Source organism: Rhodococcus sp. YL-1 (assembly GCF_001942025.1).
Lineage (GTDB): Bacteria > Actinomycetota > Actinomycetes > Mycobacteriales > Mycobacteriaceae > Rhodococcus_F > Rhodococcus_F qingshengii.
The window spans coordinates 6,191,951-6,205,739 of sequence record NZ_CP017299.1; the positions used below are offsets into that span (position 1 = coordinate 6,191,951).

The window sequence follows — 13,789 nt, forward strand, 5'->3', positions numbered from 1 at the left end:
ATGGTGACGCTGACCCGGCCCGCACGAACTGCGTCGCCGTCAGTGGAGCATCCGCAACTCGAAACGCCCCGCTACCGCCGCAATCGCAGCAGGCCCAAGTGGGTCTCGATCCCACTCCGCTTCCTCGTGCCCGCGCTGCTGGTTGCCGGATGGTGGATCGGATCCGCTACCGGACTGATCCGCGAAGAGATCCTGGCCGGACCTCCGGCGGTGTGGACGGCATTCGCCGAGCTGTACCAGTCGGGTCAGTTGGTCGACTTCGGTCTCGCGTCGCTTCAACGTGCCGCACTCGGTGTTTCGGTCGGTGTGATCGTCGGATTGGTGCTCGGGGTTCTGTCCGGTCTCTCCTCGCTCGGCGAAGAACTGATCGACTCGACCATGCAGATCAACCGCGCGGTTCCGTTCCTCGCGCTCGTTCCGTTGTTCATCGCCTGGTTCGGTATCGACGAAACCTTCAAGGTAGTCCTGATCGCCGTCGCGACCGTCGCCCCCATGTACGCGTACACCTACCTGGGAGTGCGCGGAGTCGATCGCAAGATGGTGGAAGCGGCACAAGGTTTCGGCCTGACGGGTTGGCGACTGGTGTTCGGAGCAATTCTTCCGACCGCCCTCCCCGGTGTTCTGATGGGGCTTCGAATCTGCCTGTCGCTCAGCATCACCGGATTGATCGCCGCCGAGCAGGTCGGCACACGTGAGGGCATCGGATATCTGGTCACCCTGGCGCAGGAATACAACCGCACCGACTACATGGTTCTGTGCATCGTCATGTACGCGGCACTGGGACTCATCTTCGACGCAATCGTCAGACTGATCGAGCGGTACTCCATGCCGTGGCGGAGATTGTCGGTGGCGCGATGACGAATACAACCATCGGCTCGCTGCCATCCACCGAAGCACCTCTGCCGCCGTTGGCAGCCCGTGAGCGGACCGGCACCACCGCGGCCGAGCGACGTGCCGGATCACCGGTAGCGGTCTCGCTCACCGGAGTGCGTAAGTCGTTCGGTGACAGGACTGTTCTAGGTGGTATCGACCTCGAGATCACGCGCGGCGAGTTCGTCGTTCTCCTCGGCCCCAGCGGTACCGGCAAGACGACCCTGCTGCGAGTGCTTTCCGGTTTGGAAGCACCGGACAGCGGTGATGTGCTGGTCCCACGCGACCGCACGGTCGTCTACCAGGAACCGCGATTGATCCCGTCGAAGCGAGTTCTGGCCAATGTCACAGTCGGACAGAAACGGTCACGTCAGGTGACCGACAATGCACGCAACGCACTCGCCGAGGTCAACCTCGCGGACAAGCACCGCGCCTGGCCGGCCACCCTCTCCGGCGGCGAGGCCCAACGCGTCGCATTGGCGCGCGCTCTCGTCCGTGAACCTGAACTATTACTGCTCGACGAACCGTTCGCAGCCCTCGACGCTTTGACCAGGCTCCAAATGCAAGACTTGGTAGGCGATCTGGTCGCCCGCCACCGTCCGGCAGTACTGCTCGTCACGCACGACGTCGACGAAGCCGTACGACTTGCCGACCGTGTGCTCATCCTCGACAAGGGCGGGTTTGCCGTGGATGTCGACATCGACCTACCACGCCCCCGCGATCGGAACGATCCCGAATCTCTGCGCTACCGAGCGAGTTTCCTGAAGGAACTCGGCGTCGGTCGCACCTTCCCCGACGGACAGGACAGTCATGACATTGATCGCTGATTCCGCAATCGACACACTCTGGTACACCCGCTGCCCCGTTCCCACCGCCAGCGGCCTCGCCAACAGTCTCGGTTGGCTCGACCGGACGGCAAACGAATCCGGAGTGCGTTTCGGCGTACTGCAAGATGCCGGACCGGAATTGGCAGTGCGCCATTTCGATCACCACCTCTCCGGACTCATTCGCGAAGGCGGCAACGTCCCCGCACTGGCCGCGCGTGCCAGTGGTTCTCCGACGAGGCTCATCGGGCTCACCTGGATCGACGAGGCCCAGGCAATCCTGGTGCGCGGAGACTCCGACATCCGAGAAGCCGGTCTTCTGGCAGGCGCTCGGATCGGCATCCCGGCCTGGGCGGCAGATCAGGCCAGGAGCTTCCCCCGTGCCATGGCCCTGCACGGCTTCGCCTCCGCACTTCGACTCGGCGAGTTGAGTTTTGCCGACGTCACTCTCGTCGAGGTTGCGACGACGGCGGCCCCCGAGGTCCGCACCGCCTCGTCCACCCGCAACACGACGTGGGGCGTCGAATCCCTGCTACGCGGCGACGTCGACGCAATCTACGTCAAGGGCGCCCGAGCCCAGGAAGTTGCCCGCGAACACGGTCTCGCGGTGGCCGTCGATCTCGATTCCACTGCTTCCCTGCGTGATCGCGTCAACAACGGCACCCCACGACCGATCACAGTTCACGCCGATCTACTCGAACAGCGCCCGGACATCGTCGTGGGTTTCCTTGCCGAGAGCCTGAGAGCGGCGGACTGGGCCGCAGCCAACATCGACGAGGTCCGAGCCGTTCTGCAAACCGAAACACAGTCGGGGCCCGAAGGTGTGGTGGCAGCATACGGCGAGAACTTCCACACCGGACTGCATCTGAGCCTGTCTGACGAGCGTGTGGACCTGCTCGGGGTGCAGAAGCAATTCCTGTATGCGCACGGCTTCCTTGCCGCCGACTTCGACCTGCAGTCCTGGGTGGCGCACGAACCACTGGAACAGGCACGCAACCTCGTTGCGCAGAAGGGCACAGCAGAATGACGGACGTCTACTGGGAGCTGCCCTCGCGCGGTGACGGACGCCGAGCAGTGGCCGCGCTGAACAGTCGCGGCGGCTTCGGGCCACAACGACCGACTACCGTTGCGACCGATGTTCGTCCCGGAAACTTCGGGCCCTTCGACGAATTGGCACAGATCGTTCTCGCAGCCGAACTGTCGGGCGTCGACGGCGTTGTTGCACCCTATGATCCGAATGGCGAAGAGTCCTGGATCGTTGCGGCCGCCGCCCTACGTCAGACGCGTCATTCGCGAGTGGTCGTGGAGTTTCACCCCACTTTCGGCACCCCCGTCTACGCCGCCAAAATGTCGGCGACACTTCAGCGCCTGTCGGCAGGTCGTCTCGAATGGCGAGTGAAGGTAGAGACGGACCCCGAAGACGCCGCTGCTCGCGGCGACGTGGTTCGAGGAGCCGACCGCTACGCGCGCGCCGCGGAGTTCCTGACCGTCGCCCGTGGCGTATGGAACGAGGAGCAAATTCTCCCTGGCGGATTCGGCGGCACGGGTTACGACTTCGACGGCGAATACTACGACGTACTCGGCGGCGGATTCCGAGGCATCTTGTCGGGACTCCGTTTTCCCCGAGTACATCTGACCGGGGACTCACCGGAAGCTCTGGAACTCTCGGCCCACCATGCCGATGTCCATCAGTTCACCCTTGCCGGCGACGAGTTGTCGACACGGATCACCACCCTCGACGACCGAGCATCCGAACTCGGCAGGACCGTCGAGAAGGTCCTGCGCATCCCGATCATCGCGAGGGAAACAGCGGACGAAGCCTGGGCTCGTGTCGAACGGCAACTGAGAGAAGCCGATTCCGCTGCACTCGAGATCGATCGGGGCGGCATCCTGTGGTCCGGATTCGACCGCATCGGCTACGAGCACAGTATCGGCCTCGTCGGAAGCTACGAGGAGGTGGCCCAACGATTGTCGTCGTATCGCGATATCGGCTTCGACGGTTTCGTCTTGTCCGGTCGACCCCACATCGAAGAGCTGCACCGGGCGGGCGAGCATCTCCTGCACCTGGTCGATCCCGAGGGTCGGATCCGCAAGGAAGAGAAGGCCACCACAGAAGAGAAGGCCACCGCATGAGCATCGATTTCTATTGGCGGATCGGGATGGAAGGCGACCACGCGTCGCTGCGTACTCCGCGTCGCTACAACCGCGGCGATGCCGGTGGATACGGGCCGGGCAACATTGCTCCCGCGATCCGCGGCGGCGAATTGGACGGATACAGCTACATCGACCACATGGCAGCGGTGGCAAAGGCTTCCGAGTCCGCAGGGTTCCTCGGTGGACTTCTGCCGTCTTTCCCGATGACCGAGGATCCGTGGGCGACCGCAGCAGCGTTGGCCGCCGAGACCACCACCTACCGTTTCATGGTCGCGTTCCAACCGGGGTTCCTTCACCCGGTACAGGCAGCGCGAATGTCGGCCAGTCTGCAGCGCGCAACCGGTGGACGTCTGGTCTACAACATCATCAGCGGCGGAGGTGGAGCGCCTCAGCTGTGGTGGGGCGACAAGGTCGACCACGACGATCGCTACACCAGGACATCCGAATTCCTCGATGTCCTCAAGGGTGTGTGGGACGGTGAACCTTTCGACTTCGACGGTCGCTTCTTCCAGACCCACGGCGCCGCACTGCCAACCGGACTGGCCGGCCAACCGTTTCCCGAGGTGTACTTCTCCGGATCTTCGGCCGCAGCCGTCGCCGCCGCCGGACTGCACTCCGATTACTACCTTTCCTGGCTGGAACCGTACGCCGATCTGAGAGCCAAGATCGACGGGGTGCGGGAGAACTCGGCCAAGCTGGGACGCACGCCGAAATTCGCCGTACGCATCGACGTCGTAGCCCGGCACACCGAAGAAGCCGCGTGGGCCGAGATCGAGAAAGGCTGGGCCTTCGTCGACAAGGGGGCCGCCGACCGTGCAGCCCAGGGTGACTCGGTGGGCGCCGCCCGCATCAAAGGCTGGGTACCCGAACACATCACCGGCTACCGAGATCTGGAAGTGCAACCCAACGTGTGGTGCGGCTTCAGCCTCATCCGCGGCGGACCGGCGTTCGGGCTGGTCGGCAGTTACGAGCAGGTCGCCGAAAGACTCGACGAGCTGCGCGAACTGGGCGTCGACGCCTTCATCCTCGCCGGTAACCCGCATCTCGAAGAGGCATACCGCGTCGGCGAAGAAGTTCTTCCCCTCCTGCAGCGCACCCCGATCACACCTTCTGGACTGGAGACTCGATGACCACCACCGAAACTCGACTCGACACCGATACCGCAGCATTCGTCGAAGAAGCTCGCAAAGCAGCAGACAAAGCATTCGACGTCTTCCGCAAGACCGGAACGGTTGCAGCCAACGGGACCGTCAACTTCGTCGAACGCGTGCCCGGCACCGAAATCGCAGTTGCACTGAACGATCCGGGACCGTGGGCGGATGACCCATCGGTGTCACCGGTTGTCGCCACCTTCGATGGAGAGGTGCTGTCCGGCAACGGATCGGCCGGATTTGTCACCGGCTACGCATCGGTCTTCCGTCAGCATCCGGAAATCACCAGCGTTGTCCACATCCACACACCGTGGCTCGGCGGTTGGGCACAGACACATCGGACGCTACCCATCCGCTATGCGGCTTCGCAGAGGCTGACGCTCTCCCGAGAGATTCCGCCGCACATCGATCGGTCCCGTTCTGCAGGCGATTTCATTCTCGAGCGTCTCGAACACGATCCCGATCTGGTGGCGATCTTCGAAGCCAACGGCGGGGTCAACGTCATCGGCCGCAGCGGGTTGCTCGACCTCGCGAAGTTCGTCGTCCTCCTCGAGGAGGGCGCACAGTTCCAGGCGATCGCCGAATCCCTCGGCGGTTCGGTCGAATTCGATCCGTCCAACCTCGCCGTGCAGTGGGGCCGCAGCGGACTCGCCGACGAGGCGCGTCGACGCGGCCTCATCTAGACACCCCCATCACTGATTCAGAACAGGAAACCGTAGATCTCATGACCGTTCGCGTCGGATACTTCCCACACAACAATTCGCTGTTCGTACTGCGCCACACCGGAATCCTCGAACGCCGTCTCCCCGATGTCGAGTGGGTGGACCTGCGTGAGCTTCCCGCCAAGCCTGCAGTGAACCCGGAAAACGCCTTGCCGACCCTGCACTCGGACTGGCTGTTCGAGGAGGGCGGATACGACGTGATCGGAACCGGATTCACGCCGCCCGTCACCGGATTGGCCCAGGGCCGCGATCTCGTCTACATCGGAATCTCCGGCCCCCGCGTGGAGAACGGGCGCCTGGTAGTCAAGGCAGAGTCCGAGATCAACACGGTTGAGGACCTGCGTGGCAAGCGCGTCGGCATCGCGCACGGATCGTGGCAGACCACACTTCTGTTGTTCGCCTTGGATCAGGCGGGGCTGACCTGGTCCGACATCGTCCCTGTCGACACCGACGTACGCGGTGGTGGAGCGGACCTCGTCGACGGCACCATCGATGCCTGGGTTGGCGCGTACCCGGGGCTGACGGACATCGAAGCGAACCACGAACTGCGCACGCTGATCGCCACCGACGGACTCTTCAGCCACCCCTCACTGTGGTTCACCCGGCGCGATTTCGCGGATACCAACCCGGAGGCCCTCCAGGCGATCATCGAGGCCCTGCAGGAATCCGACGCCTGGATCGAAGCCAACCCCCGCGAAGCCGCCCAGGTCTTCGTCGACGACGTCGAGAAGCGTGGCGGGTCCGCGAGCCTCGATGCCTGGGAAGCTGCACTGCGCGGACGTCCTTTCGGCGTCAACCCTGTCACCGACGAGTTCCTGGACGAGCAGCAGCGCGCGGCCGATCTCCTGCTGAGCAACGGACTACTGCCGAAAGCGGTCACCGTCCGCGAAGCAGTCGTGCCGTGGATCAGCGAGTTCGTCGGTTCGGATCGTTCGTCGATCTGAGGACCCACTCCTGACAGATCCGCTTCACACGTGACAGATACCGAACGGTCTGCCATTGTGAAGGAATGCGGCGGCGCGTGGGTGAGAGTTGGTCCACGCGACCAGTCTCAGGGGTAACCCCTGGGTCGGCCAGAAGAATTGGATACTGCGTCCACCGGCGTTCGGCACGCTCCGCGTGCTTGCCGCCGCACCGGACAAAGGATTTGGTCACCCCGCCCCGTCGCATCCCGGAGTCGATCCATGCGTGACTTCGAGCTCGATCCCGAGTTGGCGCGTCGTCTGGCCGTTGCGGCCGCTGACGCTCCGTGGACCCTCAGCGGCCTCGAGGAGGCATTCGGAACCGTCTTCGGCGTTTCCCCGACGCTCCTGGCCGTGCGCGTTCTCGACCTCATGCCCGCTCCACCGTTCGAACCGCAGACTCTGTATCGATTGCTTCGCGAACTACCTCGCCTGCGGCCTGTTCCTCTCTCACTGGACACCAATGAAACCTCGGTGTGGCGGTTCGACGTTCCCCGCTACAACACCAGTGTGGACCTGGCTCGTTCACTGGATCTGACGATCTCCGAACTCGAGTGGTTCGCCGACCGAGGGGAATGGCTCCGCACGAAACCCCGACCGCTACGCCACTACCGGCCGATGCAGATCAGCAAGAAGGCCGGCGCTCGCCTCCTCGAGGTACCGAAACCCCGATTGCGCGAAATTCAGCGGAAGATCCTGCGCCGCATCCTCGACCTGGTGCCCCCGCACGACGCGGCACACGGATTTGTCCGTGGTCGAAGCCCTCTGACTTTTGCAGCGCCGCACGCACAGTCGGAAATTGTGATCGGCGCGGACCTCGCGCAGTTCTTCCCTTCGATCAGCGGCAGCCGCGTTCATGCCGTCTTCGCCGCCCTCGGCTATCCACCCGCAGTGGCAGGCGTTCTCACCGGATTGTGCACTGTTGCAACGCCTGCCGATACCCTGCGCGGCCTACCGTATGCACAGGCATCACAGCTACGCACCGCGCATCTTCCGCAAGGCGCACCCACTTCTCCTGCACTGGCGAATCTCGTCGCACGCAAACTCGACATCCGCTTGAGTGGACTCGCACAAGCGAACTGGCTCACCTACACCCGATACGCCGACGACCTCGCGTTCTCCGGAATCGAAGTAGCCGACGTCGGCACCCTCCTCTGGACGGTCGAGCAGATCGCCAGAGACGAAGGGTTTGCCATCCATCCACGAAAGACCAAGGTGATGCGCCCTCATCGACGCCAACACCTCACCGGGCTGGTGATCAACGACCAACCCTCGTATCCGCGCGACGACTACGATCGCTTGCGCGCCCTGCTGCACAATGCCGCCACTACTTCTGCGCAGGAACAGAATCGGGATGGCGTGGAGAACTTCCGCGCCCACATCTACGGCCGGATCGCGCACATCGGCGAAACCAGCACGACACGCCGACGCACATTGCTGCGCCTGGCTGAACGTGTGGATTGGGACGGTTAGTGCCCGCGAGCAGTCAGACCCGCGGGGTGTAGGCCATGCATTCGACTTCCATGTGCGCACCCAGCGCCAGTCCGTCTGTTCCGAACGCACTGCGGGCCGGCAGTCTCGACGCCGGGAAGTACTCGAGGTAGACCTTGTTGAACTCCTGCCAACGTGACATGTCGTCAAGCATGACAGTGCATTTGAAGATCGCTTCGACACCGGAACCGTAGGCGATCAGCGAAGCCACGATATTCTCCATCGTCTGGCGAGCCTGCGCTTCGAAGCCGTCTGCCAAGGTCCCGTCGGGAAGCATGCCGATCTGACCCGACAGATACAGAACGTCTCCGACGCGCACTCCGGTGGAGAACGGCGTATCGAAAGCGGGTGGGATGAACTCGACGGTCTGAGATGAATCCATTAGATCTCCTCGGAGTTGGAATATGCGTGACGAGTTGGCGTTTCAGTGCACTGGGCGCGCACGAACATCGGCCAGGAAGTGCGCCACCAACTCGTTCCACGCGTGGGGGTCCTCGAAGTAGGGGGAGTGGCCGCGGTCGGCAAGCTCGACCACTTCGGCGTGAGGCAGGAACTCGGCGGCGCCGCGAATCCGCTCGGGTGTCATCAAATCGTCCAGCTCACCTGCGATCAGGAGAACCGGCGCAGCCACCGCCGCGAGTTCGGCCACCGAATAGTTGTGGGCCTTGAGAATTCGGAAGAACTCGGTGTCAGGTGGGCGATGGCCGAAGGTGCCGAGAGCTTGGTACAGGTATGCCCTCGCCATGTCCAAGCTCGGCAACCGTCCGCCCACAGCGGGATGCTCCCCCAGGGGCCGCGCGGTGACGGGTGCTGCGGTGAGGGGAGGTGCGCTGTCCGGACCGAATCCGACGGGAATGCCGCCGGTCGTGCAGGCCAGGACTACCGACTCCACCCGGTCCGGAACAGCGATCGCGGTCCCCAATGCGGCCCAACCGCCCATCGACTGGCCGACCACGTGCGCTCGATCAACCGCCAACAGGTCCATGATTTCGATCAGATCAGAGACTGCCGCTACCGGGCCGTGGTTGCCGTTCTCGTTGGTAGAGCGGCCGAATCCTCGCTGATCCCAGCTGATCACCCGATAGTGCTGAGCGAAGTAGGGCACCTGCTGGTACCAGACGGCCGCATTTCCGCCGAGACCGTGCGTGAGAATCAGATCCGGGCCCTCGCCGGCAGTCTCGTACCAGACCCGTTCGCCGTCTGCGACGGTGATGAAGCCCTCGGTCCGTGAAATCATCCTTGTTCTCCTGTGTCGGACGGGCGCTTGCCCGAAGTGTGGTCAGTGAGGAGTTGCTGCACTTCATCGGTGGCCCGCAGCAGGTGTTCTTCGACCATTCGCGTCGTCTTCGCATCGAAGTCGGTATCGAAACCGATCACCGTCAACGCACAGAGCGGAGACCCCTTGCGGGAAGACACTGCACGCGAGACCGAACCGATGATGTCCTGAGATCGTTTGTGGACAACGGCGAATCCGGTTTTCTGCGTCTCGGCGATGTCGGCGAGAAAGCCGGTGGGTCCTTCCAGCGGATAGCCGCTCTTCTCCACCATCGCCAGGTAGGGCGCCCGGGTGTTGTCCTCGAGTGCCGCCACCAACGCGAGCGGACCCGCGAACCGGTGCGGCGGAAGCAGATCCCCGAGCATCCGAGTGATCATCTTGAGTCTCTCGGGACGCAGCGCCGCGATGATCCGCGTCCCGCCGCTCTCGAGAACCTGCAGATTCACCATCATGTCCGTGCTCTCGGACAGCACCCGCATGGTCGGATCGCACAAGGCCGCCAACGAATGCGCTGCCGCTTCGTGGGAAACCTGCAGTGCAGCCGGGCCGGGGAGATAGCGACCGTCGTAGCGGAAGACCCAACCACGGTTCGCGAGTTCTCCGAGCACTCGGTGCGCAGTCGGGCGGAGCATCCCGACTTCTTCTGCCAGTTCGCTGAGCTTCATCGGCGTGGTCGAGCGCGCGATGGCCTCGAGTAGATCCAACGCTTTGTCGACGGCGGACGCAGAACCCTTCGTCATCCGATCCCCTCCCGGTGCCGTGGATGTACCCGGCGATCCGAAATCTCGTGTTCTTGGAAAACCCTTGGCATTCGCCTAGGAAATTACTATAGTCACAACAATCGTTCCGGCGTACGGAATTCTTTGAGCGTCTTCACCTTCCCACCGGATTACCGGCAAGGAAGTCATATCTTTCCCAGCGAGAGGTTTTCGGACATGACGGTTGGACTTACCCTTCGGTCGACACCACGGTTCAGAGTTGTTGCCCTGGCCGCAGTCGCGACCGCGGCATTGGCACTGACAGGCTGTTCGAGCGACGCCACGGCCTCCGACGACGGGGGCACCCAGACCACCACGATTCGAATCGCACCTCAGCCGATCGCGGACTTCGCACCGATTTGGCTCGGCATGGAGCAGGGGTACTTCACCGATGAGGGACTCGACATCCAACTCGTGGAGGGCGGCGCTAGTTCCTCGGCTCAAATTCCGTTGTTGCTCAGCGGAAATGCAGATATGGCAGCCACGACTGCCGCTGCCGCAATTCAGGCACGGAGCCAGAACATGCCCGTCACCATTGTCGGCGGGCTCACGAATTTTGCCGCAAATGACAGCGTCGACCAGTCCGGTCTCGTGGTCGCCAAGGACAGTTCCATCAGCGGCTTCCGTGACCTCGAAGGCAAGACCGTCGCGATCAGCGGTTTGAAGTCCGTCAGCGAAGCAGTCATCTCTGCCGCGGTGGAGAAATCCGGCGGAGCAGCGAACAAGGTCTCGTTCATTCAGGCGCCCATGCCCAACCTCGGCGACCTGGTTTCCACCGGCGGGGCCGACGCGGCATTCCTCATCGATCCGTTCCTGAGTAAAGCAACCGACTCGGGGCTGAAGATCCTCGGCCACCCCTTCCCCTTGGCCGCACCCGGTGTACCGGGGACCTCGCTGGTCGCTTCGGAATCGTTTGTCAATGCGAACCCTGACTCACTCGCGAAATTCCGTACCGCGCTTGCCAAATCAGTTGACTACGCCAATCAGAATCCGGGCGCGGTCAAGGCTGCACTCTCGACACAAGCCAAGATTCCGCTCGAAATGCTGGCCAACAGCAAGAATCCTCAGTTCGTCGCAGTAGTGGAACCGGGTGCTCTCGGCACGGAGATCGAACTGCTGGTCAAGTACGGGGTACTGACGGATTCGGTCGAGGCCGAATCCCTGCTGACCCCGGCCAACTGAGTTGTCCGCCTTGACAACCCTGCAGACTCGCCGCAGGCAGGTTCTGCTCGGTCGGCTGATGACGCTCTTCGCGTTGGCAGCCGCCTGGCAGATCTTCGGAATGCTCGGCGACGAGGACGTCAAAGGTATTCCGAAGTTCAGCGACGTGGCAGTGGCCTTTGTGAACGAGCTCGGCACGTCCTCGTTGTGGACATCACTGGGACAAACGGTGACCACCACGGCGATCGGATTGGCGCTGTGCCTGGTGATCGGAATCCCGGCAGGGCTGCTGCTCGCCGCGCACCCGTTCCTGACGGTCTCCTCCCGCTTCGTCATCGACTTCTGCCGAACCGTTCCGCCGCTCGCAATCATTCCGCTCTTTCTGCTGATCATGGGCCCGACGCAACGGATGGCGGTGGCACTGATCGTGGCAGTAAGTGTGTGGCCGATTCTGCTCCAGACGATTCACGGTGTGCGCAACGTCGACCCGGAACTGCTGGCCACCGCACGATCCTTCCGACTTCCACTGTGGCGCAGGCTCGCTCTCGTCGTCGCACCGGCATCGATGCCCTACATCTTCACCGGGATTCGCATCTCGGCAACACTGAGCTTGCTGCTGACCATCGGTGCAGAATTGATCGCCGGCGTGCCGGGACTCGGTAAGGAGATCCTGCTGAGCCAATCCGTCCCCGATCGAATGTTCGCACTGATCATCGTCGCCGGACTACTCGGAATGCTGCTCGCCTTCGCCGTGATGGCGATCGAGAATCGTTTACTTGCCTGGCATTACATCCCGAGGAGGATGACGACGTGAAGATGATGTCAGGACTTCGACTCCTCGCGTGGGAGTTGTGGCTGCCGATCTTGATCGTCGTCGTATGGTACTTCGGTTCGGAGTCGAGCAAGTCGCCTTACTTCCCGCCGCTGTCGCGTATCTGGAAAGCGTTTGTGGACAACTGGTTCGGTCCGGGATTCGCCCACGATGTCGTACCGAGCTTGACCAACCTTGCCTTCGGTCTCGCCGTGGCACTGGTGGTCGGCGTCGGCGCCGGTCTCCTGCTGGCACTGTTCCCGCTGGCTGCCGACATTGCCGATCCGTTTCTCCAGTTCTTCCGCGCTATTCCGGCGCTGGCCGTATTACCCGCTCTTTTCATCGTTTTCGGAACCGGTTCGACGGGTAACGTTGCCGCCATCGCCTTCGGCGCGGTCTGGCCGATACTCCTCAACACCCTCGACGGCATTCGCTCCATCGACCCGAGTATCCGATTGGTGGCGCGCAGCTACCGGATCCGTACACCCCTCCTGGTGACGCAGGTACTCCTCCCCGGAGCGATGCCGCAGATAACAGTCGGTATCCGCACCAGTCTCGCGATCGGTGTCGTCATCATGGTCGGAAGCGAAATGTACGTCTCCACTGCAGGAATCGGTCACTTCGTGATCGTCGCGCAACAGACCTTCGCGATCGCCGACATGTGGTCCGGAATTCTCCTGCTGGGAATCATCGGATACGTGCTCAACCTCGGATACGGCGTGATCGAACGATGGTTGCTCAGATGGCAGCCGCGGACCCACGACGCTCTCGCAGTGAAAGGAAACTGATGTCATCCACAGAATCTGCGGCATCGATACCCGCAGTCGAACTGAGCGGCCTCGGGGTGACCTACGGCGGTCCCACCGGCCGCGAAGTGCTCCGCGGCATCGATCTGTCCATTGCACCCGGAGAAATCGTCTGCATCGTCGGCCATTCCGGCATCGGCAAGAGCACGCTGATTCGTTGCATCGCCGGTCTGCAGAAGCCGACCACCGGTGAGGTCCGCATCGCCGGGATCGCGATCGATGCACCGCCGGCCACGCTGGCTCTCGTGTCACAGGACTACGGACGCACACTGATGCCGTGGCTTCGAGTGGGCGAGAACGTTCGCCTGCCGCTACGGGGCAACGGTCTGGCGCGGAAGGTTCAGAACGAGAGGGTTAGCGATGCACTTGCCGTTGTCGGTCTAGGCGGTGCTGCGCGTTCCTACCCCTGGCAGTTGTCCGGCGGAATGCAGCAGAGAGTGGCGATAGCTCGCGCTCTCGCCTATCGGCCGCAGGTACTCCTCATGGACGAACCCTTCGCGTCGGTCGATGCGCAGACCCGCGCGGAACTCGAAGACCTGCTGCTGACGCTTCAGCGTGATCTTGGCATCACCGTCCTCCTCGTCACCCACGACGTCGACGAATCGGTGTACCTGTCCGATCGAGTGGTCGTCCTCGGCGGAACTCCGGCATTGATGCAGGACATCGTCGACGTCCCGTTGACCGGAGCTCGAGATCAACTGACCACCAAGGCAGACCCACTGTTCATCGAGTGCCGTACCAGGGTCCTGTCCGCGATCCAGCAGTCGAAGGTGGTGGCGCCCGTGTCGTAAGCGCCTCGCCTA

Annotated in this window: 15 protein-coding genes; 12 read left to right on the plus strand and 3 right to left on the minus strand. The window is 62.9% G+C overall.

Features of this window, described 5'->3' with window-relative positions; translation table 11 throughout:
* The 8 genes from BH682_RS28825 (at position 1) to BH682_RS28860 (ending at position 8,156) form a co-directional block, all read left to right on the plus strand.
* A complete protein-coding gene (locus tag BH682_RS28825; RefSeq protein WP_003946011.1) occupies positions 1–858 on the plus strand; it encodes an ABC transporter permease in 858 nt (285 codons plus the stop codon).
* Positions 855–1,697, plus strand: a complete 843-nt coding sequence (locus BH682_RS28830) for an ABC transporter ATP-binding protein (protein ID WP_075835549.1) — start codon at positions 855–857, stop codon at positions 1,695–1,697. Before BH682_RS28825 ends, BH682_RS28830 begins: the two co-directional genes overlap by 4 nt.
* Entirely contained in the window at positions 1,681–2,721 is a 1,041-nt protein-coding gene (locus BH682_RS28835) for an ABC transporter substrate-binding protein (RefSeq protein ID WP_007735503.1), read from the plus strand. The genes BH682_RS28830 and BH682_RS28835 overlap by 17 nt, the downstream gene beginning before the upstream one ends.
* On the plus strand, positions 2,718–3,827 hold the full coding sequence (locus BH682_RS28840; protein ID WP_075834989.1) for an LLM class flavin-dependent oxidoreductase: 1,110 nt from the start codon (positions 2,718–2,720) through the stop codon (positions 3,825–3,827). The genes BH682_RS28835 and BH682_RS28840 overlap by 4 nt, the downstream gene beginning before the upstream one ends.
* Positions 3,824–4,978 (plus strand): LLM class flavin-dependent oxidoreductase, encoded by a 1,155-nt coding sequence (locus BH682_RS28845; protein WP_007735501.1) that lies wholly within the window; start codon positions 3,824–3,826, stop codon positions 4,976–4,978. Before BH682_RS28840 ends, BH682_RS28845 begins: the two co-directional genes overlap by 4 nt.
* Positions 4,975–5,682 (plus strand): class II aldolase/adducin family protein, encoded by a 708-nt coding sequence (locus BH682_RS28850; protein ID WP_003946038.1) that lies wholly within the window; start codon positions 4,975–4,977, stop codon positions 5,680–5,682. Before BH682_RS28845 ends, BH682_RS28850 begins: the two co-directional genes overlap by 4 nt.
* 41 nt (positions 5,683–5,723) lie before the next feature.
* Entirely contained in the window at positions 5,724–6,665 is a 942-nt protein-coding gene (locus BH682_RS28855) for an ABC transporter substrate-binding protein (RefSeq protein WP_003946000.1), read from the plus strand.
* 240 nt (positions 6,666–6,905) lie between these two features.
* Entirely contained in the window at positions 6,906–8,156 is a 1,251-nt protein-coding gene (locus BH682_RS28860) for a reverse transcriptase family protein (protein WP_007735500.1), read from the plus strand.
* A 13-nt stretch (positions 8,157–8,169) separates the two neighbouring features.
* On the opposite strand, the gene BH682_RS28865 is transcribed toward BH682_RS28860, so the two are convergent.
* The 3 genes from BH682_RS28865 to BH682_RS28875 are packed head-to-tail and all read right to left on the minus strand — an operon-like array spanning position 8,170 to position 10,190.
* Positions 8,170–8,556 (minus strand): RidA family protein, encoded by a 387-nt coding sequence (locus BH682_RS28865; RefSeq protein WP_003946047.1) that lies wholly within the window; start codon positions 8,554–8,556, stop codon positions 8,170–8,172.
* Positions 8,557–8,598: 42 nt separating this feature from the next.
* Positions 8,599–9,411, minus strand: coding sequence for an alpha/beta fold hydrolase (locus BH682_RS28870; RefSeq protein ID WP_007735499.1), 813 nt, complete (start codon positions 9,409–9,411; stop codon positions 8,599–8,601).
* Positions 9,408–10,190, minus strand: coding sequence for an IclR family transcriptional regulator (locus BH682_RS28875; RefSeq protein ID WP_003946023.1), 783 nt, complete (start codon positions 10,188–10,190; stop codon positions 9,408–9,410). The genes BH682_RS28870 and BH682_RS28875 overlap by 4 nt, the downstream gene beginning before the upstream one ends.
* 195 nt (positions 10,191–10,385) lie before the next feature.
* On the opposite strand from BH682_RS28875, the gene BH682_RS28880 reads away from it, so the two are divergent.
* From BH682_RS28880 to BH682_RS28895, 4 genes are read left to right on the plus strand one after another with little or no spacing between them, the layout of a single operon-like run.
* Positions 10,386–11,390, plus strand: coding sequence for an ABC transporter substrate-binding protein (locus tag BH682_RS28880; protein WP_054781165.1), 1,005 nt, complete (start codon positions 10,386–10,388; stop codon positions 11,388–11,390).
* A gap of 10 nt (positions 11,391–11,400) precedes the next feature.
* A complete protein-coding gene (locus tag BH682_RS28885; RefSeq protein WP_075835550.1) occupies positions 11,401–12,183 on the plus strand; it encodes an ABC transporter permease in 783 nt (260 codons plus the stop codon).
* A 2-nt stretch (positions 12,184–12,185) separates the two neighbouring features.
* On the plus strand, positions 12,186–12,968 hold the full coding sequence (locus BH682_RS28890; RefSeq protein ID WP_218959922.1) for an ABC transporter permease: 783 nt from the start codon (positions 12,186–12,188) through the stop codon (positions 12,966–12,968).
* Positions 12,968–13,777: an ABC transporter ATP-binding protein gene (locus BH682_RS28895; protein ID WP_075834991.1), complete on the plus strand. Its 810-nt coding sequence runs from the start codon at positions 12,968–12,970 to the stop codon at positions 13,775–13,777. Before BH682_RS28890 ends, BH682_RS28895 begins: the two co-directional genes overlap by 1 nt.
* The last annotated feature ends 12 nt before the right edge of the window (positions 13,778–13,789 follow it).

Bases quoted from the DNA above. Each gene is read 5' to 3' on its own strand.
- BH682_RS28845 (WP_007735501.1), top strand. From the start codon at position 3,824: ATGAGCATCGATTTCTATTGGCGGATCGGGATGGAAGGCGACCACGCG.
- BH682_RS28850 (WP_003946038.1), top strand. From the start codon at position 4,975: ATGACCACCACCGAAACTCGACTCGACACCGATACCGCAGCATTCGTC.
- BH682_RS28835 (WP_007735503.1), top strand. From the start codon at position 1,681: ATGACATTGATCGCTGATTCCGCAATCGACACACTCTGGTACACCCGC.
- BH682_RS28825 (WP_003946011.1), top strand. From the start codon at position 1: ATGGTGACGCTGACCCGGCCCGCACGAACTGCGTCGCCGTCAGTGGAG.
- BH682_RS28855 (WP_003946000.1), top strand. From the start codon at position 5,724: ATGACCGTTCGCGTCGGATACTTCCCACACAACAATTCGCTGTTCGTA.
- BH682_RS28860 (WP_007735500.1), top strand. From the start codon at position 6,906: ATGCGTGACTTCGAGCTCGATCCCGAGTTGGCGCGTCGTCTGGCCGTT.
- BH682_RS28840 (WP_075834989.1), top strand. From the start codon at position 2,718: ATGACGGACGTCTACTGGGAGCTGCCCTCGCGCGGTGACGGACGCCGA.
- BH682_RS28865 (WP_003946047.1), bottom strand. From the start codon at position 8,556: ATGGATTCATCTCAGACCGTCGAGTTCATCCCACCCGCTTTCGATACG.
- BH682_RS28870 (WP_007735499.1), bottom strand. From the start codon at position 9,411: ATGATTTCACGGACCGAGGGCTTCATCACCGTCGCAGACGGCGAACGG.
- BH682_RS28880 (WP_054781165.1), top strand. From the start codon at position 10,386: ATGACGGTTGGACTTACCCTTCGGTCGACACCACGGTTCAGAGTTGTT.
- BH682_RS28830 (WP_075835549.1), top strand. From the start codon at position 855: ATGACGAATACAACCATCGGCTCGCTGCCATCCACCGAAGCACCTCTG.
- BH682_RS28875 (WP_003946023.1), bottom strand. From the start codon at position 10,190: ATGACGAAGGGTTCTGCGTCCGCCGTCGACAAAGCGTTGGATCTACTC.
- BH682_RS28895 (WP_075834991.1), top strand. From the start codon at position 12,968: ATGTCATCCACAGAATCTGCGGCATCGATACCCGCAGTCGAACTGAGC.
- BH682_RS28890 (WP_218959922.1), top strand. From the start codon at position 12,186: ATGATGTCAGGACTTCGACTCCTCGCGTGGGAGTTGTGGCTGCCGATC.